The organism is Burkholderia sp. 4M9327F10, from assembly GCF_005503145.1.
GTDB lineage: Bacteria > Pseudomonadota > Gammaproteobacteria > Burkholderiales > Burkholderiaceae > Paraburkholderia.
Genome location: NZ_SCNV01000001.1, coordinates 436506 through 455243 on the forward strand (window position 1 = coordinate 436506; position 18738 = coordinate 455243).

Here is an 18738-nt window from a genome sequence, read left to right on the forward strand (position 1 = left end):
TCCCGTTGCTATGCGGGTCTTATGGCCTTGCCCATCAGGCGGGCATATGCGCCGTTGCCATGGCGGGCTCATGTTCGGGAATCGGCTTGCGCACCAGCAGCAGATAGGCCATCGCTCCGACGAACGCGATGCCTGCCGCAGTCAGCAGCGCCGGGACGAACGACGACGCCTGGGCGATATAGCCGGTCATGACCGGCGCCAGCGCACCGCCAAGGAAGCCGCCGAAGTTCTGGATCGCGCCGAGCGAGGCGATCCGGCCAGGCGGCGCCGCCGCTGTCGCCAGCGCCCACGAACAGGCGGACGCGGCGTTGCTCAGGAAGATCACGACCGATATGCAAGCGAGCGCGATGGTGTTGCTCTCCACGAGCGCAGCCGGAATCGTGAAGGCCACCATGCCGAGCATCGCGACGACCACTGCGTTGCGACGGCTTGCCACCGGCGCACGGCTGCGCCGCGTGATCAGATCGGAGAACCAACCCGCCAGCAGCGAGCCCACGAAACCGCACAGGAACGGCACGGATGCCGCAAAGCCGGTACGCATCAGGCTCATGTGCCGCTCGATGCTCAGATAGCCCGGCAGCCAGGTCAGGTAGACCCAGTTGAGATACACCGAGCCGAAGAAGCCGATCAGCATGCCCCACGTCGTCCCATACGAAAACAGCTTGCGCCACTCGGCGAACGTGAGCTTGCGGGACGGCTGGCCGGCGGACTGCATAGCCTCGTCCTCGTCGAGATAACGGCGCTCCGCCTCGCTCATCTGCGACTTGTCCGGATCGCGATAGAGGACAAACCACACGAGCGCCACCATGAGACCCAGCGCGCCCGTCGCAATGAAAGCCCAGCGCCAGTGGAACGACACGACGAGAATCGACAGGCACAGTGGCGCCAACGCAGTCCCCAGCGGCGAGGCTGCATTGAAGATGCCGGTAGGTGTGCCGCGCGAGCGCAGCGGAAACCAGTTGCTCACCACCCTGGCGGCCGAAGGAAACTGCGGCGCTTCGCCGATGCCGAGCACGATACGCGCGACGATGAAATAGCCGAAGCTCGACGCCATTCCACCGGCCGCTTGCGCCAGCGACCAGATGATCAGGCCTGCACCTAGCAGGCGGCGCGGTCCAATGCGATCCACCAGGCCGCCTACCGGCAGTTGGCACAGTGCGTAGCTCCACGAGAACGCCGACAGCAGCAATCCCATCTCGCCGAGCGAAAGCCCCATATCGGCGCGAATCAGGGGATTGGCGACCGCGAGCGTGCCGCGGTCCAGGTAGTTGACGATACCGCTGACCATCAGGAGCGCAAGCGCCACCGTCTGGGCGCGACGGATTCGCGGTGGGGTGGTCTGGCTTGCCGGGATATCACTCATGCTGGTTGTCTCCCTGCTTCAGATCTTCGCGCGCAGCGGCTCGGTTGAATCGGCCGCATGGCGGTCCGTCGGGCGGCGCTCCGTCTGCGCGGGGCGCAGCATCGCAATCAGAAGCGCCGCCACCACGCCGCTCGCCGCCAACACATAGAGCCCCGCGGCAACCGAGTGAAACGACGTCTCGACCGCGTTGCGCACAGTCGGCGCAAAGAAGCCACCGAGATTGCCGATCGCGTTAATCACGGCGAAGCCCCCCGCCGCTGCCGTGCCGCCCAGATAAGCCGCTGGGAAGGTCCAGAAGATCGGCTGGACAGTCATGATGCCCATGGTCACGAAACAGAGCGCCGCGATCGCTGCGGCGGGGCCCGTGTTGGCCGAGACGGCAAGACCGCCTGCAATCGACAGCGCCGAGAGCACGGCAAAGCCGCGCCGGTATCCGGTGCGCACTGCGAACCCCGGATAAAACGCGCCCGCCACAATGGCGCAGGCCCACGGAATGGCTGAGATCAAACCCACGTGCAGGCCCACCTTGACATGCAGCAGCGCGCTCACCTGGGTCGGCAGATAAAAGGCCACCCCGTAGCCCGCAATCTGAATCGAAAAGTAGAGGAGCGCGAAATGAAACAGCTTCGGATCGGCCAGTGCGGCCCGAAAAGTCATTCTGCCGGTCTGCTGTTTCTGCCGCTCCTCGGCGGCGAGTGCGCGAGCAAGCGCTTGCGCTTCAGCACGTGGCATCCATTTCGCGTCTTCTGGACGATCGCACAGGTAAAAATACCCCCATACGCCCACCAGCGACGCCAGCAACCCCTCGACCAGAAACATCAATTGCCAGCCGTGCAGGCCGAACAGACCGTCAAGCTCGAGCAGCATGCCCGACAGCGGGCCGCCCACCATTAGCGCGAGCGGCGAGCCAAAGTAGAAGATGCCCATGATCTGTCCGCGCGCGCGGGCCGGAAACCAGTACGTCATGTAGAGGACCGCGCCGGGGAACAGTCCCGCCTCCGCCGCCCCGAGAAAGAAGCGAATGAAGGAGAACAGCGAATCGCTCCTTGCATACGCCATGGCCGCCGAAATCAGCCCCCATGTGACCATGATGCGAGCGAGCCAGACGCGCGCGCCGACGCGATGCATCATCAGGTTGCTTGGGACTTCGAAGATTGCGTAGGCGATAAAGAAAATCCCGGCGCCAAACGCAAATGCGGCGTTGCTCACGCCGGTCGATGCCTGATAGGCCTGCTGCGCAAAACCGATGTTCGCGCGGTCCAGATAAGCCAGCATATACATCAGGATCAGAAACGGCACGAGCCGCCACTTCGCACGCCTGATCGCGCGTTCCAGCAACGCCTCTTCGTCCCCGGCGCCGGGGTGCAGGTTCGTCTCCATCTCGTCTCCTTGTAGTTCCCTTGGCGGGATACGGCGTCCGGTCTCGTGCCGGTATGCGTTGGCGGCGGTTTCAGACCACCTTGCCCGGATTGAGCAGGTTCTGCGGGTCCAGCGCGGCTTTCAGGCGGCGCATCAGGGCGAGTTCAGGTTCGCTGCGTGAGTACGGCAGCCACTTTTTCTTGGTGAGGCCGATACCGTGTTCGGCCGAGACAGTTCCACCGAATTGCTGCACAAGACCGTACACAATGGCGGTAATGTCCTCTTTCGGTTGCGGTACGGCGCCCGGCACGCAGGCCACAATGTGCAGGTTGCCGTCGCCTATGTGCCCATAGAAGAGCGCGACCGCGTCGGCGAAACGTGCACGCAATGCCGCGCGGCAGGCGCTCACGTATTGATCCATCACCGCGACCGGCAAGCCAATGTCGAACGGCTCGTGCGGTCCGAGTACCTGGGGAAATTCGGCACAGGCATCGCGCACACCCCAGAACGCCTGAACGTCTGCGAGCGACTGGGCAAGCGCCGCATCGGCGAGCACACCTTCTTCCATCTGGCGCGTCAACCAGGCTTCGAAACGCGGGGCGTCAAATGCTTCCTCCATCCCCTGGGCTTCGATCAGCACATAGCACGCGTGCTCGCCAGGTAGCGGATTGCTTACGCCGGGCACGCGTTGCGTAACGGTGTGCCAGTAATCCGGCCACATCACCTCGAAGGCGGACAAGAGCGGTCCGAGGCCCCGGCGCGCCGCGTTCAGCAATGCGACCAGCTTGTCGTAGCTTTCGAGCGCACAGAGGGCCGCCATCGTGCAGCCAGGCTTGGCAGACAGGCGCAGCACAACGCGCGTGATAATGCCGAGCGTGCCTTCGCTACCGATGAACAGATGCTTGAGGTCATAGCCCGCATTGTTCTTCAGCATCTTGTTGAGGTTCGTAACCACGCTGCCGTCGGGGAGCACGACTTCGAGCCCCAGCACCATTTCGCGCGCCATGCCGTAACGGATCACGCGATTGCCGCCTGCGTTGGTCGACAGATTGCCGCCGATCGCGCATGAGCCGCGCGCACCGAGATCGAGTGGCACGAAAAAACCGGCCTCGTCCGCTGCCTGCTGCACGCTCTGCAGCGGCGTGCCCGCCTTGACCGTCATGGTGGCCGAAGCCGGGTCGATCTCCTCGACCCCGACCATGCGCTCGAGCGACAGCGCCACGGCCCCCTCGATGGGCCGGGCGCCGCCACACAGGCCGGTCAACCCGCCCTGCGGCACCACCGGCACTCGGTACTGCGCGCAGATGCGCATCGCGGCGGCCACGCCCTGCGTGTCCGCGGGACGCACAACGGCGAGCGGCGGCTGCGGCGCCAGCGTGCTCCAGTCCTGCTGGTTGCGCGCGGGAATATCCTCGCCCGTCAGCACGGCCGCGTTGCCTAGCGCCTCGCGCAACGCGGCGAACAGCATCCCGGCCGTACCGTCGGACCGCTCGGGCAGGCAGATCTCATGATCCATGGTGTCTCCTCCTTGTCTTCAGAGCGTGGGCGCAAGCGGGGGGCCGGTTCACATCCAGACCAGCCCACGGCATTCACGCCACCGCGCCGGATAGAAGCGCGCGCGGCAATCCTGCTGCTGCATCTGCGCCCATGGCCACGAGCGGCGCCCGTACCCGGCGCCAGCCGTCATTGCCCTCGCGAGCGGCCAGCCATGCCTTGAGAAGCGGCACGAAGGGCCGGCCCTCGACCGCCCGTAGCAGTTCCGTTATCACACCGGAGTCCTGGTCCCGTTCGCCGTCGTAGGACGCGCGGACCTGCTCCGGCGCGATATTCGCAAGCCCGCAGATCGATCCGGCTCCGCCGGCCGCCCGCGCCCGTCCGATCGTGTCTTCAGCACCCACATAGACTTTGAGGCCGGGATGGTTGCGAATCAGCGCGAGCGAGTGGTCGAGGCTCCCGGTGCTGTCCTTGATGCCGTCGATTACCTTGCCGTAACGCTGGCGCAGTGTCGTAATGGCTGCGTCGTCGAAGCCGACTCCGGACACCTGGGGAATGTGGTACAGGATGACGCGCAGACCCGGATCGCCAGCGCCATCGATCACCTGTCCGATCGCTTCGGCCACGCCGGCGCTGCTGACACCCTTGAAATAGAACGGCGGTAGCAACAACACGCGGCGACAGCCCTGTGCAAGCGCATGCCGCGTCAGGAAGACTGCGTCGGCCAGTGCGGCCGCACCCGTGCCGACCACCAGTTCGCTGCTTTCGATGCCCCGCGCGAGCAGCTCGTCGAGGGTCGTGCTCCGTTCTGCCAATGTGAACGACGGCCCTTCACCGGTCGTGCCGAACAGCGTAATGCCGTGCAGGCCGCGCCGCAGGAGTTCGGCGCAATGCTGCGCCAGCAGCGGCAAATCCACGCGGTTTGCTGCGTCGAGCGGCGTCGTCACCGCGGCCAACACGCCCTCTCCGTCGAAAGGCATAACCCGTCTCCTACAGTCTGACGCGCTGGCGGCGCCACCTCCGCCCTCTGCGTTCGAATTCGCCCCGGCACCACCCAATGACGCACCGACTTCCAACTGACATGTTAGTTAGAAATCAGTGAGGCGTCAAAGAAGAATTTTCACGAAATGCGAGAGACGCGCTGTGGCCGTCGCGGACGGCCCGGCCCGCGCCCGGTTAGCCGAAGTTGCCCATCGAACGCTGCCGCGCGTTCTCAATGTGCGTATTGAGCAGATTCACCGCTTTTTCCACATCGCGCTCCTTGAAGGCCGCGATCAGTTCGAGGTGCTCGTACATCGTCGGCAGCACCACTTCGGGCTTGAGGACCACGTGTTCAAGGCGGATCAGGCGGATGCGCAAGCTGTTGACCCGGTAGATGTTCGACACGATCTCGTTGCCCATCGCATCGATCATCATGTCGTGCAGCCCCCAGTCGACTGTTTGCGCGTCGTTGAGAAGACGGTCGTCGATTTTTTTTGCCAGGGCCCGGCGCACGATATCCCGGTGCGCCCGTTCGATCTTCTCGAGGTCGGCGTCGGACGCGCTGCGGGTGAAATTCGCCACGGCCTCACGTTCGAGCAGAAGGCGCAGCTGGAAGGCGTTGCGAATCAGCCGCAGATCGACATGGCAGACCTGCAGGCCGCGGTTCGGCACCGTCTTGATCAGCCCCTCGGCTTCGAGGCGCGGCACCATTTCACGAATCGCGCCAAGCGGCATATCGGTCAGAGCCATCAGTTCGCGCTGCGACACGAATTGCCCAGGCCGGATATTGGCGTTCAGGATTTGCTGCGTGAAATTTTCATAGGCGACGAGGCGGAGAGATTTTCCCTGGCTTTCGTCCGACTCGTTTTTCGCCGGTGCCAATGTATTCATAGCCGGTCTCGCGTACGTATTGGTAGGTACGTGTTGGTTGCACGGCGACATGTTAGCACGTACTTGTGCGCGGCCGGCCCGGACGAGACAGGTCTTGCTGCCCCGGCGAACGGTTTGGAAAAGCTGGGAAAGTATGACGAATCGTCTGGATGAGGAGTCCAGTTTCGCCCCAGCCGGGAGCTAGATTCGCCATGTGTGAGATTATGCGTGGCACGCTGGCCACTGTCATTACCCGACTCGACAAAGCACCGTTGTCAATTCCGTCACAATCGTGCGCCCGAGAGGGTCACCCATGGACGTTGATGCGACGATCGCGGCAGGCAACCGCCACCTCATGAGATGAGGCCTCAGCTTAGGCCAGTCCGCAGTTAGCGCGATGAAGTTTAACGAATTTTCTGAAATATCGACGTGAGTCACACGATTTCGACAGCATGCACCGCGGAACTCGAAATCCGCAAAAGCCGCTTTATTGCCCACGCGATCCCCGTCGCGGACCGCGACGCGGCGATGGCGGAATTACGCCGCCTGCGTGCAGAAAACCCGACGGCGACGCACGTCTGCTGGGCCCTGCTGGCGGGCGGCCAGTCCGGCATGTCGGATGACGGCGAGCCGTCCGGCACCGCTGGCCGGCCGATCCTCGAAGTGCTGCGTCACCATGACCTGGACGGCGTGCTGGCGGCTGTGGTGCGTTACTACGGCGGTGTGAAGCTCGGCGCGGGCGGGCTTGTGCGCGCCTATACGGATGCGATCGCGCGCGTGCTGCAGGACGCGCCGCGCATCGAACGGATTGCCCAGGCACTGCTGACCGTGGAGATCGGCTATCCGGACGAGGCGCGCGTGCGCCGCTGGATCGAACAGGAAGGCTATGCACTCGCCGATAGCGGGTATCAGATGGCCGTGAGGCTGACCATCAGCATGCCCGTTACGGCGGTGGACGCGGCGCGTGACGCGCTAAGAGATATGACGCAAGGGCGAGCGGTATTTGATGAGGAAAGCTGAGGAGGCCATGCCTCCCCTCAAACCTCAATGCGTCGCCGCCAGCTCCACCTGACCACCCACGACCGCCTCCTGCGCCAACGCATCCTCGAGGATCATCTCGGCGCCCTTCTCCGCCACCATCATGGTCGGCGCATTGATGTTGCCGGACGTGATATTCGGGAAGATCGACGCATCCACCACCCGCAAGCCGCCGATGCCATGCACGCGCAAGCGCTCGTCGACCACCGAGGTCTGCACATCGGCCCCCATCGCACATGATCCGCACAGGTGATAGATCGAGCCCGATTGCTCGCGGAAATACTGCAGGAAGCCTTCGCGGGTATTCACCTGCGGTCCCGGCGAAATCTCCTCGACGGTAATGCCCTGCAACGCGGGCGCCGCCATCACCTTACGCACCAGTTCGCAGCCCTGGATCACCTCGTCGATGTCCTTGTCTGTCGTCAGCGCGTTAATGCGGATCTTCGCGGCATCCTCCACCCGGTTCGACGCAATCTCGATCGAACCGCGGCTCGTCGGCCGGCACGGATTGAAGGCCAGCAGAAAGCCCGAATACGGTTCCGGCTCGAGACTCGCCTTGTTGCTCTTCGGAATGCGGTATGACAGCGGGTTGAAGTAAAGCTGCAGGTTAGGTTGCGCCTGCTGGTCGTTGCCCTTGAAGAAACCGCCCGACTGGTTGACGCTCATCGCAAGCGGTCCCTTGCGCGTCAACAGATACTGCAGGCCCAGCTTGAGCTTGCCGAGCAACGGCCGCATTTCGTCGTTCAATGTCTTCACATTGGCGCGGTAGTAGAAGCTCACGCACAGGTGGTCCTGCAGATTCTGCCCCACCGCCGGCAATTCATGCACCAGCGGAATGCGATGCTGCGCAAGCAGCGCCTTGTCGCCAACACCGGACAGTTGCAACAGCTTCGGCGTATCCACAGCGCCCGCCGCGAGGATCACTTCGCGCTTCGCCGTGAACGTGCGCGTGCTGCCGTTCTGCTTGACCACTACGCCGGTCGCACGCTTCGCGTTGTCGAACAGCACCTGACTCACCAGCACGTCGCGCTCGACCCTCAGATTCTTGCGATCGAGCACCGGATGCAGATACTCGAAGCTGCTCGACGAGCGTTGCCCGTTGCGCGTGTTCACGTCGTAAATGCCCGAGCCTTCGAACTGCGCGCCGTTGAAGTCGTCGCTGCGCTTGTAGCCTGCCTGGTCGCAGCCCTTCAGGAACACGTGACAAATCGGATGCACGGCATCCTTCATCGGCGAAATGCGGATCGGGCCGTCGGCGCCGTGATATTCGGTATTGCCAAGCGGATGCGATTCCAGCTTGCGGAAATACGGCAGCACGTCTTTAAACGACCAGCCCTTGTTGCCGGCCGCCGCCCAGTCGTCGAAGTCATGCGGTTGGCCGCGCACGAAGATCATTGCGTTAATCGAGCCCGAGCCGCCCTGGACCTTGCCACGCGGGCAATAGATAGGCCGGTTCTCGAGTTCCTTTTCCGGCTCGCTGTAATACATCCAGTTATAGGTTTCGTTGTAGTAAGTCTTGGTGAAACCCACTGGAATCTTGAACCAGAACGAGCTGTCCTTGCCGCCTGCTTCGAGCAGCAGCACGGAATACTGGCCCGAGGCCGTCAGGCGATTGGCGAGGATGCAGCCCGCAGAGCCCGCGCCGACAATAATATAGTCGTAATTCATGGTGTATCTCGCCTGACGGCGTCCGCTTCAGTGAATGCGAAAGTAAGTCTCTAGCTCAACCCTTGGCCGGGGCGAGATCCTTGACGTCAACAGGTTTCGAGGCCATCTGCAGATGCAGGCGTTCACCCGTATAGGGCGAGTGCCGGCGTACGACGTCCATGTTCAGCTCGACGCCCAGACCGGGTTCCTGCGACGGAATGATGTAGCCGTCTTCCCAGCGGATCGGCGTCTTGAGCACTTCCGCATGGAAACCGCCCCACGTGCCGATGCTTTCCTGAATCAGGAAGTTCGGCGTGCATGCCGCCAACTGGATGCTTGCCGCAGCGCCGATCGGGCCGTTGTACAGGTGCGGCGCGATTTGCGCGTAATACACCTCGGCAATGCTTGCCACTTTCTTTGCCTCGAGCAGACCGCCAACGCGCGCCACATTCAGTTGCAGAATCGAGGCTGCGCCCGCTTCCAGCAGCTTGAAGAATTCGTACTTGGTGGTCAGGCGCTCGCCGGCTGCAATCGGAATGCTGGTGTGCTGCGCCACTTGCGCCATCGCACCTTCCTGCCCAGGCGGCACCGGCTCTTCGAACCACAGCGGGTCGTATTTCTCGAGGCGCCTGGCGAGCCGGATGGCCGACGACGGCACCATCTGGCCGTGCGTGCCGAACAGCAGATCGGCCTTGCTGCCCACCGCTTCACGCACCTTGCGGCAGAACGTTTCGCAGCGGTCGAGCACTTCCAGAGACAGTTGATGCCCGGAGTACGCGGTATACGGTCCGGCCGGATCGAACTTGACCGCGGTAAAGCCACGCTTGACGTTCTCTGCTGCGCACTCTGCGGCAAGATCAGGATCGTCGTAGTCGTACTCGCCGCGGCTATTCTTCGGGTACAGGTAGGTGTACGAACGAAGCCGTTCATTGACCATGCCGCCCAGCAGTTCGTAGACCGGCTTGCCGGCAGCCTTGCCGATAATGTCCCAGCATGCCATTTCCAGACCGCTGACCACGCCCATCATCGTCAGGTCGGGGCGTTGCGTAAACCCGCTCGAATACGCTTCGCGCCATAGCCGTTCGACATGGTGCGGATCCTTGTCGAGCAGATAGCGGCTAAACACGTCGTCGATGATGTGGGTCATCGCGTTCGGGTGGAACGTCGCCGAATAGATTTCCCCGACGCCTTCAATCCCGCAAGCCGTCTTCAGCTTGACGAAGATCCAGTACATGCCGCCCAGATGCGGCGGCGGTACGGCGACAATATGCGTTTCGAGCGAGACGACTTTCATTTACGCACCTTCTTTCCTGTTAAGCATGTTTCTAAGCGCGAGTGCGGCACAGCCACCCAGCGCGGCCACTGCGGCCACATAGCCGAAGTAGAGTTGATAACCAAAGACACCGGGGTAAGTCTGCGTCAGATAGCCGTTGATGAGCGGCAGAAAGACGTCCGGCGAATAGCCCAGTACCGAGATCAGGCCGATCGCTAGCCCCATCGTTTCGACCGGCACGTTGCAGCGGTCGAGCAACGACCAGTACAGGCCGCGAATCGCGTAAGTCAGAATGCCGATGAACAACACGAGGAACACCAGCGCCAGGTGGCTGCCGATCCCCGGCGCTGCGATCAATCCCAGCAGCGAGAGAGCCGCCAGGAACAGCGCAATCACCAGCACCGAAATCTTCGAGAAGCGGTCGCCGAGAAAGCCGCCGCCAATGCCCCCAATAGGCCGCATCCACAGCTTGAGCGTGGTAATCGTGCCGGCCATCACCACGGAGAGGCCAATCGCGCCTTCATGCAGATAGGCGGAAAAGCTGTAGGTTGCCCAAAACACCTGATAACCGCAGAACACAATCGCGGCCACCAGCCACAACTCCGGAATCGCGGCGAGCGTTTTCAGATCGACGAGCACATTGCTGCGTTTGCGCGAGACGGCGCTTGCGGCGGCGTCCTTGCTACCCTGCGGATCCTTCACGAGCGCGAGCAGCAGACCGAGCGCAATGCACAGGAACGCGTACATATAGACCACCAGCCTGAAACCCGCCGCGACCGGTTCGCCGCGCGTCTGCGTGACCCAGGCAAACAACGTAATGGCCACGGTTGCCAGCATCGCCTCGATCAGGCCACGGCCGCCGTCGAGAAAGCCGAAGAACCGGCCCTGCTCATCGGGACCGGCGATCATCGACACACGCTTGATCACCGCGGCCCAGAAGGTCAGGCCGGTCGAGAGGCCCCAGCCGCCGAAGATGACCATCAGCATATGGAACGACGGCGCAGTTGAATACCACAGGCCCAGCAGGCCGGTTGCAATCAGCGAGAAGCAGATGAGCAGACGCGGTGCGATGCGGTCAGCGAGCCAGCCGCTCGGCAGATAGCTCAGCAGGAAGATGGTCCCCAGCGACGAATACAGGTAACCGAGCTGGCTGTCCGTGATATGGAACACTTCCAGCATGGTCGGCTGATACACCTGCCGCAGATACAGAATCGGGTAGATCGCGCCGGCGGCGATTACCAGCAGCAGCAACTGGATATAGCGCTGCGCTTTGGTTTCGCGCAAGGCGGCCTCGTGAGAAACGGCCAGCGAGGCGTTGGACTGAACAGATTGAGATGACACTGAGGTGCTCCTGGGAGACACACAAGGCCAGCAGCGCGTGGCTGCGCCGGCTCTGCCGAGTCTCCGATATCTTTGTTATGGTTGCAGTGCGCTTGCGCGTGTCTGCAGGTTCAGAAAAGGCGCGCCGCCATGAGCGGCACGCCGGATTGGGTTGAGCGGCGACTCAGTACTTCATCACCACGAGACGCGTCTGCGTGAATTCGAGCATGCCGTGCTTGCCGTCGTCGCCGCCGAGGCCCGAGCGTTTCCAGCCTGCGTGGAAGCCCTGGTAGGGATCGGCCGGCGTGCGGTTCACATACAGTTCGCCTGCTTCGATGCTGTTGGCGATCTTCATGGCCGTGCGATAGTTCTCGGTATAGAGGACCGAGGACAATCCGAACTGGTGATCGTTGGCCATCTCGAGCGCCTCGTCGAGCGTGCTGTACTTGACCACCGGCATGATCGGGCCGAAGGTTTCTTCCTGGATGATCTCCATGTCCTGGCGGCAGTTCGTCAACAACGTGGCCGGATAGAAGAAGCCTTCGCCGCCGGGGAGTACGCCGCCCGTCTCCAGCGTCGCGCCCGCATCAAGCGCACGCTCGACCATCGCGTGAATCGACTGGCGCGAAGCTTCGTTCACGAGCGGCCCCATCAGCGCGGGATTGCTGGCGCGGTCGCCGAACTTCACAGCGCTCATGTGCGACTTGAGCAGCGCGACGAAACGCTCATGCACGCTCTCATGCACATATACGCGTTCGATTGCCGTACACAACTGGCCGCAATGCGTGGTCTTGGAGGCGACCAGTTCGCGCGCGGCCTTCTCGAGATCGGCATCCGGTTCGATGATCGCCGGCGTCTTGCCGCCCAGTTCGAGCGAGGGCTTGGCGATATTCGCCTTGCAGTATTCGAGCACCTTGCGGCCGGCGCTGACGCTGCCCGTCAGCGTAATCATGCCCACGGCCGGATGCGTGCAGACTTCTTCAGCCGTCGCATGGCTCATGGCGAGAATGTTGACGACCCCTGCCGGCAGACCGGCGCGTTCGACTGCCCGGGCAATTTCAAACGCCGAGGTCGGCGTGTTGTTGCTCGGCCGCACCACCACCGTGTTACCGGAGATCAGCGCAGGCGCGATCTTGCGCATGAACGTGTAGACCGGATAGTTGAACGGAATCAGGCACGCAACGACACCGATCGGCTCGCGATGCAGGACCAGGTTCTCGTCAGGGGTGTCGCTCGGAATGACTTCGCCTTCGATACGGCGCGCCCATTCCGCGTGATAGCGGGTGATCTGGCCGGCGTAGATGGCTTCGCTGGCCGCATCGGCTACGCTCTTGCCCGACTCCAGCGCCAGCGCGGCGCCAATAGCCGGTGCGCATTCGGTCAAGGCATCGGCCAGCTTGTGCAGAAAGACCGCACGCTCGGCAGCGGGCAACTTACGCCAGCCTTTCTGTGCCGCCGCAGCGGCGTTGACCGCGGCAATCGCTTCGTCCTTTGAAGCACCCGCAACCTGGGCAATCAAGGCCCCGGTTGCGGGGTTGTAGACGGAAATGAGTTCGTCGGTTGCGGGTTCGATGAACTGGCCGTTAACAAAATTCCGATCGAGTCGCATAGTCCTTACCTGGTGGCGTAGTGCGAAAAACGCAGCGAGAAACGCATTACCGGCGGCTATGGACTCCATGCCACCGGCGCATGGGCAGGATTCTTCTCCGCGTGACGAGGGTGGACAAGCGACTAATTTGGGAACCAAACATTCTAAAAACTCATGTTTGGCGGAGAAAGTGGGGAGGGATGTGCGCTCAAAGGCGCAGTAAGGATGCCTGGCTTTCCAGCAGGGCCCGCAGTTCGGCCGAATCGGGACGTGTGCCCCAGTTGCGGGCCCCGGCCACCGAGGCAATGGCGATCCACGAATTCGGCGGAAACCACTCCCTTAGCACGGTGTTGGCCTGGAGAATCCGTAGCCGGCCGGTTTGCCCGCAGTAGTCGGCGCATAGCTGCGTGCCGTCCAGTTGGGCGGTGACTAGCGGATTACGTATTCGTTGCATTGGTCTCTCCCGCAAGGTAAAGCTAAGCACGCTCAGCGATAGAGGCAGTGACGGGAGTTTATGGACGGTTCTCATTTACAGGTGAAACGTCTGTGCGAGATTGGTAACGCGAGGTTACGGCTCTTGTACTGTGGAAGGCGACGCAGGTCGTGCGTCGCATTGTGCGGCCAGTGTTAAATGCTTAAAGCGGCTTCACCAACGTGCAGATCCAACGCGCGCTCGAGATAAGCCGGCGCTTGCGGGCGGCACAAGAAAAAGCCTTGTACGAAGTCGCATTTCACGCCGCGCAGAATATCCAGTTGCTGCTGTTCTTCGACGCCTTCCGCGACGACCTTGATACCCAGCTTGCGCGACAGACCGACAATACCTTCCACGATGCTCTGGGTAGCCGGGTCGCTTACCAGCTTCGATGTAAACGAGCGGTCGATCTTGAGCGTGTCGGGTGCGAAGTCTGCGAGATACTTGAGCGTGGAATGCCCGGTGCCGAAATCGTCAATGGCAATGCGCACGCCGAGTGACTTCAGCGCCGCAATCACCTTTTGCGCGCGGTCCGGATTTTCCATCAATGCCGTTTCGGTCAACTCGATTTCAAGCAGCGCGGGTGGAACGCCGAATTTCTTTAGCGCACGGTCGACCTCCCAGACGATTGCGTCACCGCGAAGCTGGCGGGCCGAGACGTTCACGGACATGCCGAGATTGCCGGCGCCCAGACGCCGCCAATGCGCGAGCTGACCCAGCGCGTGATCGAGCACCCATGAGCCGATCTCGGCGATAAAGCCGGTCTCTTCCAGAATCGGCACAAACACGCCAGGCGGAATCAGACCGCGGCGCGGGTGTTTCCAGCGAATCAGCGCTTCGGTGCTGTGCACCGACAATGTACGCGGCTCGTGAATCGTCTGGTAGTGCAGCAGGAACTGATTGGAGGCCAGCGCTTCTGGAACGTCGCGTTCCAGTGCGAAATCGTCGATGGTTTCCGCAGCCTCCTTGCCGGCGAACATGAAGCAATTGCGACCCGCCTTCTTGGCGGCGTACATCGCGACATCCGCACTCGTGAGCAGCGCCTCGTGATGCACACCATGCTCCGGATACAGCGATATGCCGATCGACGCGGTCACGAATGTGCCCGCGCTGTCGTTGCGGCCACTGCGCGAGAGTTCGGTCAGCAGCGCCTGCGCCAGCGATTCGAGTCCTGCTTTATCTGCGATGCTGCCGATCAGGACTGCGAACTCATCGCCGCCGAGCCGGGCAACATAGGCGTCCGGCGGCAGCGCCGCCTTGATGACAGCGCCGATACCCTTTAGCAGGCGATCCGCCGCGACGTGCCCGAGCGTATCGTTCAACACCTTGAAGCGATCGAGGTCCACGAACATCAGACCGAATGGCGCACGCACCGCACAACGCTCCTCCATCTCGCGAAACAGCGCCGCCCGGTTCGCGAGGCCGGTCAGCGAATCCGTGAAGGCCAGCTTGTCGAGCGTGGCGATGCGCTCCTGCTCGCCGGTAATGTCTTCGGCTGTGCCGATGATGCGCAGCACGGTGCCGTCGCTCGCGAGCACCGGGTAGCCGGTGCTGCGCAACCAGCGGATCGAACCATCGGTCTTGCGAATGCGGTACTCAGCCCGCCCTTCGACCGACTGGCTCACGATCCGATGCATTTCGGCGCGCAGCAACGGCAGATCCTCTTCGAACACCAAGTCCATCCAGGCGGTTGGATTGAGCTGCAGTTCGTGAGGTTCGATGCCGAACACCTTCGAGCTACCCGCGCTGACATAGTGGAACGACTTGAAATCGGCGCTATACGTGTAGAACACCACCGGCGTATGCGCTTCCATCTCCGATACAAGTTCGTTCTTGGCCTGCAACTGCGCCAAAAGATCGGTCTGGTTCGTCACGTCGAGCGCGGCGCCCACGACTGCAACCACGCGTCCCGCATTGTTCTTGACCGGCGTGAGCCGGCTATCCCACCATTTCGGCTGTCCGGTCGCCGTACGCGAAAGCCCGCGAAATGAGGTGCGATGTCCCGCCAGTGCTCCTGCAAACGCCGTTGCAGCCGGCGCGCAATCGGCGTCGTTCCAGAACGAGAGCCATTGCGCACCGGTGAGCTGCGCAGGCGAGTCGGCGTCGATCAGGCATGCGCCATACTCGGACATGCGCAGCAGGCGGCCGTCGAGTCCAATCAGGCTCACCCATTCCCGGTTGGCGTCCAGCAACGCGCCGGCGAGCGACGTCGCCGCGGCCTGCTTCGCGCGCTCGGTAACGAGCGAGCAATAGAGCAACGTTGCCAGCAAGGCTCCTGCGATGACGGCGGCCGTCATCACCGCGTGTGACGGCGTGCAACCGGTCAGACCCAACCACTGCGGTATCAGCAGGCACAGCGCGACCGTGCCGAAGCCCGCTGCCGTCGCCACACCGGCGTAACGGACATCGACGCTCTGATGACGCCGGTACCACGCGAAGAAGTACGACAGAAAGAGCTGGTTCTGAGGCGCTAAGCTATCGCTGTCGATTGCGAAGTTGTGCGCATCATACTGGCTGGGCGAACTGGGGGCGCACGACGGTTTCAATTTGATGCCTGGTCGGTTACGAGACGGGAGCCATGCGTCGTGAGAGCCATGCTGAATCCCACTACGTGAGTCAGTTAACGGCAAGGGGGTGCGGAAATTGAGGTGCTGGCGCATCGCGAATGGCGCGCCGGTAAGAAAGCGTAAGCGTGCGCGTCGCCCGCGAGGATGACGCTGGATTCAATCAGAACAGCTTGTTATTGTCAGATGATTACAACGAGGCGCCGCGTGCACCGCCCCGGAGATAGAACGGGGCGACGCGACGCGGCAGTTCAACACTCGGATCAGAAGCGCAGCAACACCTTGCCCTTGCGGCCGGGCTTGTCGCTGGCGGCAGCGGCCTGTGCGACATCGTTCAGATCGAAGATGGCTTCAACCGGCAAACGCAGCTCGCCACTGGCGGCAAGACGCAGCAGGTCGCCGAACATGCGCGCCTTGTCGGCACTCGAAGTGTCCTCCGAGACCTTCTTCGCCCAGAAGCCTTTGACGGTGGCCTGCTTGAAGATGGCATCGCCGGAGCTCAGCCGCATCAGCTCCCCCGACATCGCGCCGAACGAAACCAGCGTGCCGCCTTCGCCCAGCAAGCTGAACAACTCTCCGCTCGCATCGCCGCCCACGGAATCGACAGCCGCAGCGAGCGGCGCGTCGCCGTGCAGCGCACGCACCCGGTCTTTCCAGCCCGCGCTTTCCGTCGATACCGCATTGCCGATCCCCACCTCGGCCAATTCCGCCACACCCGCATCGCGGCGCACCACATTGACGACATGGATGCCACGCGCGGCAGCCAGCATTGCGAGCGTTTTACCCACCGCCCCGTTCGCCGTGTTCTGCACGAACCATTGGCCCGGCTGGAGATGGAGATACTCCAGCAGCATCACCGCGCTCAGCGGCATGGCAATCAGCTGGCAGCCGGTTTCGTCGCTCACGCTATCGGGCAGCGGCACCACAGCACCGGCAGGCGCGAGCACGTACTCGGCCCACGCCTCGTGCACGCCCGCGACAGCCACGCGCTGGCCGACTCGCACGTGCGCGACACCTTCACCCACCGCATCGATCACACCCGCCACCTCGCTGCCGGCCACCGCAGGCAACGGCGGCTTGTAGCCATAGTGCCCGCGGATCGTCCACAAGTCGTGGTTGTGAATCGGCGCGAGCGTGGCCTTGATGCGCACCTGTCCGGCACCGGGTTCCGGTGTCGGCCGTTCGCCAACAGTTAGGACTTCAGATGGATTGCCGAATGTTGTATGAATAGCGCTACGCAAATTGAACCTCTGCGGGGAAGGAGTTAAGGGATGACACCAGCACGGCCGTGAAGCCTTAGCGCTTCTCTTCGAGCAAGCCGAGCAACGCCTCGGCCACGCCTTCGGATGACGCCGGATTTTGCCCCGTCACCAGCAGGCCATCCACAACCACATGGCGCTGCCAGTCCGCGCCTTTGGTGTAATGAGCACCAAGACGCTTGAATTCGTCCTCGACAAGAAACGGCACCACGTCGGTCAACTGCACCGCGGCTTCCTCGCTATTCGCGAAGCCCGTGACCTCTTTGCCCTTCACGAGCGGACTACCGTCCTTTGCCTTGACGTGACGCAGCGCGCCTGGCGCATGGCAGACCAGGCCGACTGGCTTGTTAGCCTGGTCGAACGCCTGGATCAGCGCGATCGAATCCGCGCTCTCGGCAAGGTCCCACAGCGGGCCGTGGCCGCCCGGATAGAACACGGCGTCGTAATCGGCTGCGCGCACTTCGGCAAGCCGTTTCGTATGAGCCAGTGCCGCTTGCGCGTCCTTGTCGGCCCTAAAGCGTTCGGTGGCCGGCGTTTGCGCATCCGGCTCATCGCTCTTCGGATCGAGCGGCGGCTGTCCGCCCGCGGGCGAGACGAGCGTAAGCGTGACGCCCGCATCCTTGAACGTGTAGTAAGGCGCCGCGAACTCTTCCAGCCAGAAACCGGTCGCCCTGCCTGTGTTGCCAAGGCGGTCGTGGGACGTGAGAACCATCAGGATGTTCATGTCCATCTTCCTTTAACGTATGACTGTTGCTCAAAGGAACCGCGCAACGCGCGGCCGTGTCATGCACTGCGCAACATGTTCTGGGTGACCGACATGGCATGCGCAAGTGCGCCCCCATCTCTACGCAGCTTCGTCACGAGAGCAGCGCCGAGCCACAACTGATACAGCGTCTGGGCAAGCTCGCGCGCGTCGAGTGCGGGCGAGAGCGAGCCGTCCCTGCCCCCCTCCTCGATCAGCGCCGCAATCCGCTCGATCAGCCGCTGCACGCCGTCGCGCAATACGACACGCATGTCATCGGAGAGGTCGGCCACTTCGGCGCTGAGCTTCACCACCAGACATTTGTCCGGACAGTCGGCCTCCAGCTGCTCGCGTTGCCACTCGCTCCAGTAGAGCAGCAGCTTGTCGCGCGCGTTGACCTCGCCGCCCCCGAACAGTTGATCGAGGCGCTGCGCATAATCAGTGACGTATTGCTCCAGCAACTCGCGGCCGTACTGCTCTTTCGAACCGAAGTAGTGATAGAACGAGCCCTTTGGAACATCGGCCGTCTTGAGGATTTCGTTGAGACCGACTGCGACGAAGCCTCGATGAGTAATCAATGCCCTGCCGGAATCGAGGATGTGGCGGCGGACTTGCGGGTGGCTGGATCTCATGGTGGCGCTCATTCTCCAGCAAAGTAGACCAGTCGTCTAGTAAACGGCCCGAGAGGCCTTATCGCTTGTATGGAGAAGGATGCGACTGCGCCCGGTGGTTGGTTTGGCGCAACACCGCCCGTCGTGCGCGCCGCAA

General features: G+C 62.6%; 15 protein-coding genes. 1 reads left to right on the forward strand and 14 read right to left on the reverse strand.

Annotated features, from left to right (window positions below):
- Positions 1-34: 34 nt before the first annotated feature.
- The 5 genes from FFS45_RS01945 to FFS45_RS01965 all read right to left on the reverse strand — a co-directional run bounded on the left by FFS45_RS01945 (position 35) and on the right by FFS45_RS01965 (position 6088).
- Positions 35-1363, reverse strand: coding sequence for an MFS transporter (locus tag FFS45_RS01945; protein ID WP_137952975.1), 1329 nt, complete (start codon positions 1361-1363; stop codon positions 35-37).
- Positions 1364-1381: 18 nt separating this feature from the next.
- A complete protein-coding gene (locus FFS45_RS01950; protein ID WP_137952976.1) occupies positions 1382-2743 on the reverse strand; it encodes an MFS transporter in 1362 nt (453 codons plus the stop codon).
- A 70-nt stretch (positions 2744-2813) separates the two neighbouring features.
- The gene (locus tag FFS45_RS01955; protein ID WP_171029539.1) at positions 2814-4238 is read right to left on the reverse strand and encodes an FAD-binding oxidoreductase; all 1425 of its coding nucleotides are present in this window, start codon (positions 4236-4238) and stop codon (positions 2814-2816) included.
- Between the two features lie 73 nt (positions 4239-4311).
- On the reverse strand, positions 4312-5196 hold the full coding sequence (locus tag FFS45_RS01960; protein ID WP_137952977.1) for a dihydrodipicolinate synthase family protein: 885 nt from the start codon (positions 5194-5196) through the stop codon (positions 4312-4314).
- A 196-nt stretch (positions 5197-5392) separates the two neighbouring features.
- Positions 5393-6088: a GntR family transcriptional regulator gene (locus tag FFS45_RS01965; protein ID WP_137952978.1), complete on the reverse strand. Its 696-nt coding sequence runs from the start codon at positions 6086-6088 to the stop codon at positions 5393-5395.
- A gap of 408 nt (positions 6089-6496) precedes the next feature.
- Between FFS45_RS01965 and FFS45_RS01970 the strand changes: the two genes are divergently transcribed.
- Positions 6497-7087, forward strand: a complete 591-nt coding sequence (locus FFS45_RS01970; RefSeq protein ID WP_137952979.1) for a YigZ family protein — start codon at positions 6497-6499, stop codon at positions 7085-7087.
- 24 nt (positions 7088-7111) lie between these two features.
- Here the strand turns inward: FFS45_RS01970 and FFS45_RS01975 are convergent, their stop codons facing one another.
- The 9 genes from FFS45_RS01975 to FFS45_RS02015 form a co-directional block, all read right to left on the reverse strand.
- Positions 7112-8773: a GMC family oxidoreductase N-terminal domain-containing protein gene (locus FFS45_RS01975; RefSeq protein ID WP_137952980.1), complete on the reverse strand. Its 1662-nt coding sequence runs from the start codon at positions 8771-8773 to the stop codon at positions 7112-7114.
- A 55-nt stretch (positions 8774-8828) separates the two neighbouring features.
- Positions 8829-10046 carry a mandelate racemase/muconate lactonizing enzyme family protein gene (locus FFS45_RS01980; RefSeq protein ID WP_137952981.1) on the reverse strand — a complete coding sequence of 406 codons (1218 nt, stop codon included), beginning with the start codon at positions 10044-10046 and terminating at the stop codon, positions 8829-8831.
- On the reverse strand, positions 10047-11366 hold the full coding sequence (locus FFS45_RS01985; RefSeq protein ID WP_137952982.1) for an MFS transporter: 1320 nt from the start codon (positions 11364-11366) through the stop codon (positions 10047-10049).
- A 163-nt stretch (positions 11367-11529) separates the two neighbouring features.
- Entirely contained in the window at positions 11530-12954 is a 1425-nt protein-coding gene (gene aldA / locus FFS45_RS01990) for an aldehyde dehydrogenase (RefSeq protein ID WP_137952983.1), read from the reverse strand.
- A 187-nt stretch (positions 12955-13141) separates the two neighbouring features.
- On the reverse strand, positions 13142-13387 hold the full coding sequence (locus FFS45_RS01995; protein ID WP_137952984.1) for a hypothetical protein: 246 nt from the start codon (positions 13385-13387) through the stop codon (positions 13142-13144).
- Positions 13388-13560: 173 nt separating this feature from the next.
- On the reverse strand, positions 13561-15951 hold the full coding sequence (locus FFS45_RS02000; RefSeq protein ID WP_249362542.1) for a GGDEF and EAL domain-containing protein: 2391 nt from the start codon (positions 15949-15951) through the stop codon (positions 13561-13563).
- A gap of 281 nt (positions 15952-16232) precedes the next feature.
- Complete coding sequence (locus FFS45_RS02005) at positions 16233-17120, reverse strand: zinc-binding dehydrogenase (protein ID WP_249362544.1); 888 nt, start codon at positions 17118-17120, stop codon at positions 16233-16235.
- 145 nt (positions 17121-17265) lie between these two features.
- Positions 17266-17952 carry a type 1 glutamine amidotransferase domain-containing protein gene (locus tag FFS45_RS02010; RefSeq protein ID WP_137952987.1) on the reverse strand — a complete coding sequence of 229 codons (687 nt, stop codon included), beginning with the start codon at positions 17950-17952 and terminating at the stop codon, positions 17266-17268.
- A 59-nt stretch (positions 17953-18011) separates the two neighbouring features.
- A complete protein-coding gene (locus tag FFS45_RS02015; RefSeq protein WP_137952988.1) occupies positions 18012-18602 on the reverse strand; it encodes a TetR/AcrR family transcriptional regulator in 591 nt (196 codons plus the stop codon).
- Positions 18603-18738: the final 136 nt, after the last annotated feature.